The sequence below is a fragment of the Nocardia altamirensis NBRC 108246 genome (genome assembly GCF_001612685.1).
GTDB classification, from domain to species: domain Bacteria; phylum Actinomycetota; class Actinomycetes; order Mycobacteriales; family Mycobacteriaceae; genus Nocardia; species Nocardia altamirensis.
Genome location: NZ_BDAY01000005.1, coordinates 267,320 through 276,456, shown reverse-complemented (window position 1 = coordinate 276,456; position 9,137 = coordinate 267,320). Strand labels below are relative to the sequence as shown.

Annotated in this window: 11 protein-coding genes; 1 reads left to right on the top strand and 10 read right to left on the bottom strand. The window is 65.5% G+C overall.

What is annotated here, in order from left to right; all coding sequences use genetic code 11:
- Positions 1–551: 551 nt before the first annotated feature.
- The 10 genes from NA11_RS03290 to NA11_RS03240 form a co-directional block, all read right to left on the bottom strand.
- On the bottom strand, positions 552–1,217 hold the full coding sequence (locus tag NA11_RS03290; RefSeq protein ID WP_069160170.1) for a DUF6461 domain-containing protein: 666 nt from the start codon (positions 1,215–1,217) through the stop codon (positions 552–554).
- Between the two features lie 260 nt (positions 1,218–1,477).
- Positions 1,478–1,657, bottom strand: coding sequence for a hypothetical protein (locus tag NA11_RS03280; protein WP_069160168.1), 180 nt, complete (start codon positions 1,655–1,657; stop codon positions 1,478–1,480).
- 94 nt (positions 1,658–1,751) lie between these two features.
- A complete protein-coding gene (locus NA11_RS03275; protein ID WP_141717365.1) occupies positions 1,752–2,552 on the bottom strand; it encodes a hypothetical protein in 801 nt (266 codons plus the stop codon).
- Complete coding sequence (locus tag NA11_RS03270) at positions 2,545–3,249, bottom strand: hypothetical protein (protein ID WP_069160166.1); 705 nt, start codon at positions 3,247–3,249, stop codon at positions 2,545–2,547. The genes NA11_RS03275 and NA11_RS03270 overlap by 8 nt, the downstream gene beginning before the upstream one ends.
- 66 nt (positions 3,250–3,315) lie before the next feature.
- On the bottom strand, positions 3,316–3,681 hold the full coding sequence (locus tag NA11_RS03265; protein ID WP_069160165.1) for a DUF4345 domain-containing protein: 366 nt from the start codon (positions 3,679–3,681) through the stop codon (positions 3,316–3,318).
- Positions 3,682–4,611: 930 nt separating this feature from the next.
- Positions 4,612–4,917 (bottom strand): response regulator transcription factor, encoded by a 306-nt coding sequence (locus tag NA11_RS03260; protein WP_141717364.1) that lies wholly within the window; start codon positions 4,915–4,917, stop codon positions 4,612–4,614.
- Positions 4,918–5,041: 124 nt separating this feature from the next.
- A complete protein-coding gene (locus NA11_RS03255) occupies positions 5,042–6,205 on the bottom strand; it encodes a DUF8320 family protein (RefSeq protein WP_245745692.1) in 1,164 nt (387 codons plus the stop codon).
- A gap of 76 nt (positions 6,206–6,281) precedes the next feature.
- Positions 6,282–7,475, bottom strand: coding sequence for a sensor histidine kinase (locus NA11_RS03250; RefSeq protein WP_069160162.1), 1,194 nt, complete (start codon positions 7,473–7,475; stop codon positions 6,282–6,284).
- A complete protein-coding gene (locus NA11_RS03245; RefSeq protein WP_069160161.1) occupies positions 7,472–8,167 on the bottom strand; it encodes a response regulator transcription factor in 696 nt (231 codons plus the stop codon). The genes NA11_RS03250 and NA11_RS03245 overlap by 4 nt, the downstream gene beginning before the upstream one ends.
- Positions 8,168–8,390: 223 nt before the next feature.
- Positions 8,391–8,585, bottom strand: a complete 195-nt coding sequence (locus NA11_RS03240) for a hypothetical protein (protein WP_069160160.1) — start codon at positions 8,583–8,585, stop codon at positions 8,391–8,393.
- A gap of 358 nt (positions 8,586–8,943) precedes the next feature.
- Between NA11_RS03240 and NA11_RS45460 the strand changes: the two genes are divergently transcribed.
- Positions 8,944–9,111, top strand: coding sequence for a hypothetical protein (locus NA11_RS45460; protein ID WP_167837546.1), 168 nt, complete (start codon positions 8,944–8,946; stop codon positions 9,109–9,111).
- Positions 9,112–9,137: the final 26 nt, after the last annotated feature.

Sequence of the window (9,137 nt, the reverse complement as noted above, 5' to 3'; positions counted from 1 at the left end):
AACCCCGAAACCGTCCTGCTCGCTAGGAGACGTCAAACCCGCGGAGCAAAGCGCACCTTTCTGGGATCCTCAAACCTCAAGACTCCCAACGCAAACAGCCCATCCAAGCCGCACTTGCCTCATGCCCGGCAAAGCCGAAAGCCTCTCCGGCTCTACGGTTGCCTACGCGAGTACGGCATCTCGGTGTGTGCATCGGATTAGCGTGGTTGCGTCGTGTGCCGTACCCGGCTGACCTCCGCTGTCAGGTGCGCGTTCTCCCGTTCCAGCGGGGTCATCTGGCTGTGGTCCCGTTTCGAGAGCTTTTGTCAATCCCGGTCTGAACCTGACCAGGATCTTCCGGGCCAATCGTGACACGGCCGCCTGAGTGGACGTCCCAAAATGCCGAATACAGGATAGTTTGAACCCGCCAGTATCGAGAATCGAACGATTTCGCGGCGACACCAGGTGGATGTCGAGCGGACCGAGATGCGCTCTACGACTTCACCGGCCGTACCAGCAAGCGCACCGGGCCCAGCGGTGGTGTGGTCGGGAGGTGGCTATCCCGACCTGTACTACCGGCGGTGGGCGATAGGCCCGATGAGCAGGGGCTGGTCCAGCATGTCTGCGGTGAACGACACTCCGGTGACCTTCGCCGCCAGGGCGAAGGCCCTCGGCACGCCGGTGCTGAGGCTGATGTCCCAGGCGTCCGAATTGCTCTCGGGTTCATCCTCATCGGCGTCATAAATGTAGTCATCGTCGGTCATGTCCAGCTCCATGCCCAGCTCGCGCATGTAGTCGTTGAGCCGGTCGGGCTCGCTACCCCAACGGATATGCGGGTACCACAGTTGGTGGCCGGTCACGATCGTCCCGTCGATCGCGTATTCGAGGCTGTGCTCGGCGTAGTCGTGTCGGGTTATCGCCAGGACTTCACCGTCTCGCGATAGCTCCGCCAGCGTCTTGTGGTCAGTCACCCACCACCCGCACGGTTCGATGGCTACGCTCCAGGCACCGGCCCGAAACACGCCCACGTAACCGCCGCCGGTCTTGCCGAGGAACTCGTTGAGCTCTTCGAAGTCCGACTCCTGGCCGGAGGCGCCACCGTTGCTGAAGCGGCGCACCACCTCCGGCGGGTCCAGGTTTCGGAAGAAGGCGACGCTGAAGATCACGCCCAGCGGACCCGCTTGGCTCTCGGATGCGTTGAGCCACTGGAATGGGGCAAGGGGATCGGTTGTCGCCATGTGGGTGATGGTGGCAGACCCCACCGACAACCATTCGATCGTCTGGATGCTTGATCACTGTCCTCAGCGCGGACTTCCCGTGGCTCCGTTGACGTCCGAGCGGCTCGCCGGCCTGATCCGCGAGGGTCAGCAGAACACCGGACTTGCTGCCACTGGCGACCATTCTTGCCGCGCGGGCGAGGTGGCCCTCGGCACCGAGCACATCGGATCGCCATCCGGGACCGTCCGAAAGCACTGAAATGCCGCATATCGTGCGTTAGTCAGTCGTTGGCTTTGGCCGCTGGAACCCGGTCGAGATCGCGGTCTCTGAGCCGGTGCGGATGCACCGTAGGGGTGTGGATTTCGGCGTCGGGGATGAGCTGGCCGTGATTGCTGGCCTCAGGGCCCCGGCGATCCCGGTATTTGGGATCGAACAGGATGGTTTCGCGGTGAGTGGGCACTGGTGGCGGGGGCTTCTCGGGCGATGCCGCCGTCAGTGCCCCGTGATCAACCGACCAACTTCAAAGGGTGACGCCACGGCTCGTGGCGTGGGGGTCAGCTGAAGGGTTTGGGTTCGCCTACTCGGTAGCGGGGTGGGTTTTTGAATTTTTGGTCGAGGGTGCCGTTGGCGTCTAGGCGGGCCTGGTCGATGACGGCGATGGAGAGGAAGGGGTGGCCGTAGCAGTGCAGGTCGTCCAGGAACTCGGCTTGTACCTGGTAGGGGGAGAGGAAGTGGAAGTTGGCGGAGCTGGTGCTGTGCGAGTACATGCGTCCGAACGGGAAGGCTTCGGCCTTGTGAGGGTAGAAGTGGTCGCCTCGTCCTCCGTCGGGGAGCTTTTGATGGTCGCCCTTGAAGTCGTGCTCGTATTGCCAGTGATGCCATGATTCGTGGATCAGGGCAGCGGCGCGGAATGTCGGTCTGTCCGAGAAGTTTCCGAAATCGAAGACCGGGCAGTGCACGACGACGCGGTCGTCGGCCATAAACCGTCCGACCTCCGAATGCATGGGCAGGCTGCCGTGCGCGGTGGTGAACTGGTGGTGGTAGGAATCGTGGTACTTGTTGTCCTTGCTGCCGCTGCACGAAGCGACGTAGTCGCCCGTGCCGTGCCACTGCCTGCAGCTGGAGCCGGAGTGGCTGGCGCCGAAGTCGGTGAGGCCGCGGGCGATCAGGAAGATGGAGTTGATCATTTTCCCGTAGCGCAGGTCGACGTTCGGATCGATTGTGCCCCACGAGTCGTCGGTCAAGTCGAACAGGAAATGTCCCCACGGCACACCGGAATTCGGTGGCCAGAAGCCGACCGAGTCCATCGCGGCCCGGACGTCGCGGTCGAGGACGCCCGCCCCTGCGTTACACATCGCGCTTGCTCCTTTGGTGAGTTTCCTTGTCCGGCAACGGCGGTGGCGGATCCTGTGCGTGCAACTCGGCCAGTGTGGCGTCGAATGTGGCGGCGTCCATGTCGGCTGTGCGACGCGGCAGTCCGACCCAGGGGCGGTCCTCCTCGCGTACGGTGCGCATGAGTTCGTCGCGCACCTCGGCGCTGTCGCCGTTGTTGTAGAGGTAGGCGTCGATCGCGGCGTGGCGCACCTGCGGTTCCGGATGCTCGACAACGATCTGCAAGGTGTAGTCGAACACCTGGTCCAGCCGGAGATAGCAGAGCATTTCGGCGGCTCGTGCCTGAAGAACAGCCTTGCGCTTCAGATCCATATCGCAGCCGATGAACTTGCCGTCGGTGAGCAGCGGCGGGTTCGCATCCGCGATGGGGTCATCGATATCACTTGTATCCCAAACGAATTCGCGGAGATACCGAATCGCGGCCGGGTGCCGCGCTTCGCCGAGGATCGACAGTGTCGTGGTGGCATGGGCGAGGTCGATCTCCGGTTCGGTCAGCAGCAGCTCGCCGAGTGCGTCGACGACGTCCTCGCCGTAATCTTCCGCGATCGCGGCCCGCACCGTGTCCACCATGCTGCGGGGAGCCGAGGCCACCCACGCGACGAAGTCCCGGACATTGTCCCGGGTGGGCCGCACCCGGCCCGAGTATTCAGCGATCGCCATACACCGTTATCGACGACACTCGCCTGTTCGCAACCGTTGGCTTGGGACCACTGTGCGCCCCGCGTGTCAGGCGAAACTGAGTAAGAGCCCCGCGCCGACGAGCTCGACCACGCAGTAGAACCAAATCGGATAGAAGCGCATCCCACGATCGATCAGCCACGACACGATCCGCCCGCCTGCCATCCCCGCCAGCGCGAACCCAACGGTCAGCGCCGCTCCGGTCCGCAGATCACCGCCGCCGAACGCCGACCAGAACAACACCCCGGCGACGGCGATCCCGAAACCGCCGTACACGGCCCGAATCTCCGCCCGGCTCACCGCCGTTGCCGCCGACAGTCCAAACGGCCGTGCCAGCGCCGCAGGCACACACAGCGCATACAAACCCATCCCCACAAACAACACCGCAACAAATGCGAGCACAACGGTTCTCATCGCCACCCCCCAACCAACCGCCGCTGCACCCCACCGCGCTTGTCCCGCACCAGTACTGCCCACTCCGCTGCGCCGTGGTCCGCGCATGCACCGTGTGTGCCCGCGCGCTGCGTCGCTGGACAGCAGGCCGCGTGTACACCGTGTGATGTGACCGGGCTACCCGCATCCGTGGTTTCGACCAACGTCACATGTGCCGGGTCGACCAATCTCGCATGTGCCGGGTCGGTCGATCTCGCGCGCGTCAGGTCGGCCAACCCCGCGATGGCCGACGAGACGCGCTCGATATGTTCGCGCATGAACTCTCCTCCGAACGATGTCCGGTGATCGTCACACTCGGCGCGGCGGCTGCGCTTCCAGAAACCTGCGGTTGTCGAGGTACTGGCTGTCAGGTCATTGATTTGGCGCGGCGGGGCTCGTGGTGCTCCTATTCGCTCCAGCTGTGCCAGTTGGATTCGATGCCGGTTCGCCTCGTGCTCCGGATCGGCTGGTGACAGGTGGTAGTACGCCGAAAGTTGGCTTGGTGGTGTGTCATTCGTGGTCGGCTCAGGCTCGGGGAACCGGACCTGCGGGGCGGCGTGGTCTCGCGCGTGGTGGTCGGCGCGAGGTCGGCCGTGTGGCAAGGCTGGTGGGGATCCGGCGTGATCCGCGAGAACAGCATTGCGGTGCGGTTGGCAGGCTCGGGGCGCGCAGCCCTCATTTTCTGCGCGGCCCCGAGCGCTGTCCGGCGGCGTTGCCGTGTGACGGCCGGGAACACCACGGTCGGCGGGCGTTGCCGCCGCCCCGGAAGGGAGGCGGGCGGCGGCAACACCCCTCGGCGCGCGGTCGGGTAACGGCGCCGCTTGGGCGGTTCCAGGTACGGGTAATCCGGTGGGGTACCGGGGAACCGGGGTGTGGGATGTTCGAGGGCCCGGCGTGTGTGGGAGGCGTCGACTACAGGTCTTCCAGGCCGACGAGCCCGTCCTGTAGGGCTCGAACTACCAGTGCCGCTTTGGTGTTGGCGGTGCGGCCGACGGCGGCGTACTTTCCGCGGATGCGGGTGATGTGGGTGTTGACGGTGCCCAGCGAGAGGTACAAGCGCTGCGCCACATCGGTTTTGGAATCGCAGACCACCCAGGTGATCAGCACTTCACGTTCGCGTTGCGAGAGGCCTGCGTCGGGCCAGTGATGTGCCGGTACCGCCGCTAGCGGGGAGGGGTTCATCGGCTGGGGGAGCGAGTGCGAAACTGCGGCTATCATTATTACATTCCTTGCGTTTGACACCGGCGGGTCTCGTTCGAGGGCAATCGCCCCGGGAATCCGGCGGCCGGACATCGTGTATCGACTCTATGCCTCGGCAAACAATCAGGAAATTCGCTACTACTCAGCCCTTAGTTTCGGGGGCTCCGTTCGTCGCGCTAACGGAATTCTGGTGATCCAGGTCTGATCGAACGACCCCCGCCGCGCTCACGTCGATCCGGAGTTCTTCCTTGTCACGCAACAGAATCGATACCACGGTGGCCCGTCCCGGCGGTAGTACCCGCGCGGTCATTTCGCCGCCGTCGGCGTAGTCGAGCGCGTCACGTAACACCGTACGCACCATGTCTCTAACCCGATCGTCGGCGTCGTCGAGACCTCCGCCATCATCGAGCACCACTCGCACGCCGCGTTGTCTGGCGAATCTGGCGGCCGCCGTGACCGCCTCGTCGACCATCAGCCCGCCGATGATCTCGTCACGCAACTGCGCTTCGACGAGCCGGCATTCCTGTTGTTCTTCGAAGGTCAATGGTCTTCCGAGCGCAATGATTTCGAGCAGCGGCCGCGCCGCACCGTCCAGCCGGGCGATGCGCGCGTCCCGTTCCGACTGTGCGGCAAGCGCTGCCGCCTCCGCCGCGGCCCGCTCGGTTTCCTGCCTGCGCAGGCTGAGGATCGAACGGGCAATGGGACGAACGACTTTGGCGAAGAAGGTGGCCATCAGCAGCGGCGTCGCATTGATGAAGGAGAACCCTGCGCCGAGCAACGCCCCCTGCCCGGTGGCCGCCGCCCACCAGGTGCAGGCGATGATCTGGCCGAACAGCGCGAGCCACGCCAACAGCCCAGCGCCTCGAATGCACAGAAAGTTGAGGTACGCCGAAGCCGCACCGAGGAACCAGATCTGGGTGGAATTCACCATCGGCACCGGCAGCTGCCATAGCGCGAGCGCTGTGCCGAGCGGTGCGGCCGCGGCCAGTGGAATCGCCACGCGCAGCGGTATTTTGTCGCCGGAGGCAAGGATGGTGCCGACTCCGGCGCCGAGGATGATCGTCGCCGCCAACCCGGTGATCCAGAGATGGCGAATCCCGTCGTCGGCCGCGAACGCCATCGAGTAGATCGCGACCGTGAACAACCCGCACAGCACCCACGCCGTCGGTGTGCGCATACCGAGAATGTCGCGAACGTCCGCGGGCTCGTCCCGCTGCGCCGCGATCCCCAGGAAACCGCGCCGCACCGCAACACTGAACGCACCGCGCTGCGCCACCGCTGCGCGCATACTCCGCAACGTCGTCATGCCACCCACTTGTCAGCAATGTCGATACGACCCGACACTGCGTTTGCCGCTGACTTGCCGGCGCCGGCCCGCGCCCTCACGCCGCCCACCCAACGCTGACCCGGCTCCCCCGCCCCGGCGTGGACTCGATGGCAGACCAACCGCCGGGCAGTTGAGCGATGCGGTCGACAATGCTGGCGCGTAGCCCGAGGCGGTCGGGCGGAACGGCTTTCGGGTCGAACCCGATGCCGTCGTCCACCACGTCGATCCGGATGTCGGCGGGGCCTGCGGTCACCGTCACCTCGCAGGCGGCGTCGCGCACCGGCGAGGCATGCTTCTTCCAGTTGCGCAGCGCCTCGCCCGTGGCCGCCGCCAGCGCGGTGGCGACGTCGGGCGGCACGGTGAGTTCGGCGCCCGCCGCCGGTTCGACCCGCAGCGGAATCGAGTCGTCGATCTCAGCGGCCGCGGCCCGGATGCCCGCGACGACCAGTTCCAGATCGAGGTCGTCCTGGGCGGGCAGCCCGGAGCGCAGTCTGCCGAGGTTGCGCAGTGTCGTCTGCGCGTAGTGCGCGAGGATCGGCGAGTTCGGCGCGCGCGAGGCCTCGAGCAGCGTCGCGATGACACCGTCGTGGGTGAGCGCGTCGAAGCGCCGCCGTTCGAAGCGCCGAGCTTCGGCCGCGGCGGCCGACGTCGCCGTCGCCAGCGCGGAGGAGGACGTCTGGTCGAGCATGCGCCCGAGCCGCACGAAGACCACGCACGCGGCGCACGGAAACGCGGAATAGGCGAAGGCGAACAGGATTTCGGGCAGCAGCGGATTGTGCACGTCGGGCCCGCGGGCGAGCATGCCGTCGACCTGCGCGACGATCCCGGCACAGGCCAGATACGCGAACGGCACCCGACGCCAGAACAGGCACAGCGCCACCGCGGGCAACCCGGGGATCCACACCAACCACAGTGACGCTTCGGGTTCGAGCAGCTCCCCGGTGCGGACCAGCGGCCAGCTCAATGCGGCGAACGCGTAGCCGAAGGCGAAGGCCGCCACTGCTTTTCGCACCAGGTCCATCCGCCACCTGGCGGCCGCGACGATGATCAGGACCGGCGGCAGATAGGTCGCGAGGAACGCGACCGGCGTCCACCATGCCGCGGTGAAATGCGCCTGGGCGAATGCGGTCGGCGCGGTCAGCGCGGCATAGAACAGCCCACCCGAACCGACGAAAAGGCTTGCACCCCTGACCAGTTTGGCTTCGGCGCCGCGTGGTGCGTCGGTAACGGCAGGCTGCGTGCCGATCATCGATCCCGCGGCTCCTCGCCGATGATGCCGTCGCGGGCCGCTTCCCGGTACAGGTCAACTCTGGTGCGTACCGGCCTACCTGCCTCGGCATAGCGGCGACGGATGCGCGCGAGGTAGTCGTTGACGGTGTGTTCGGACAGCTCGAGTTTGCGCGCGACGGAGGCCGCGGTTTCGCCGTTGGCGTAGAGCTCGAGCACTTGGCGTTGCCGCGGCGGCAGGTCGATGTTGGTCAGTGCCGGATCGCTGTCGATCGCCGAGGCCCACACCGTCGTCGCCACTTGGCGTCCGGAGGCGGCGGCCCTGACCATCGCGGTGGTCTTTTCGGCCGGGTCGCTCTTCAACGCCACCCCGAGCACGCCGGCCTGGGCCGCGGAGCGGATCAGGTCACGCCAGTCGCCGGTGGTGTACACGAGGACGTCGATACCGTGTTCGCGGAGCAGTTCGACGTTGGCGCGCGGGCTCGACCCGTCCGGCAGGCGCAGGTCGAGGATCGCCAGGTCGAGATCCTTGGTTTGCTGGAGGAGCGCCGGAACCGTTGGCGCCATCGCGACCACGGTCAGATCCGGTTGCTCGGACAGGATCGCGGCGAGTCCGACCGCGACGGCCTGGTGGTCCTCGACGCAACCGATCCGGCGCACTTGGCCCGGTACCGCGTAGGCGCCCGGTAGGTCGGTAACGGCGACACCTGCCATGGCAAGTAGGCGGCGAATCCCCATGAACCGGATTGAAGCATCAAGAGACCTTGCCTGCCAAGGAAATTCGGCAATTGTGTACCTGATGGAAATATCCTGCGCGAATTTCGAGACCGGCCAGTACCTTAGCGATTGCCGCCAGATTGCAAGTGGTCAATTGACCTGATGGTTAAGCACTTCCGCGACATCGGTGGCGAACAGCCCGCCACCGATGCCCGGCGAATCAGCTGAGACGGTCCTTGCGGCGTAGTTCTTCGGCCCTGGCGCGTAGTGCGGCCCCGACCAGTTCACGGCCTTCGGCCATCAGGTCGAGCACTTCCCAGGAGGCCTTGCGGGCGGCTCCGCCGACAATGCCTGCGATGGCCCCACCGTGGCGGCGGGCTGCCGCGGCGAGCTCTTGAGCGAGTTCGTTTTCCATCAGACACCGACCGTTACGTGAGATTCAGTGAATAACTGTGTGCTGAGCGTGGTGTGTACATAGGCCGACCATCCCTTCCTGACTGCCGCTATCCGCAACGCTACGCAAGAGTTCAGAGTACAACCGTACACTGATCTTGAGACGGCTCGGAAGCGCACAAGATCGATAGCTCCGCGAAGCATAGTCGGAAGATTGTCCGGTTGGAACCAGGTGTCTGAGGAGCGGCGGCCGGTCGATCGCCCATTTCGGCGACGAGGTGTTTGGTGCCGACGGCGTCGGGTAGTTGCCATTTTGTAGCTGATCGGCCCGATCTCGAAGCGGGATCGGAAACTCTCACCTACTGGGCAGGAGCAGACCGATGCTTGACATTGCCTACCGAAAATCCGTGATTGATCAGGACACGCAACGGCTCGACGTCCGTCGATATCTGGCCATGGACACCGCCGACGATCCAGCACGCCGTGCCCGGCGCGCGCTGCGGATCGTCGGCGATCTCGAGCAGCCCGAGCAAAAGGCAAGCGCCTGAAGACCTTTCATCCAAGCGGTAACCGG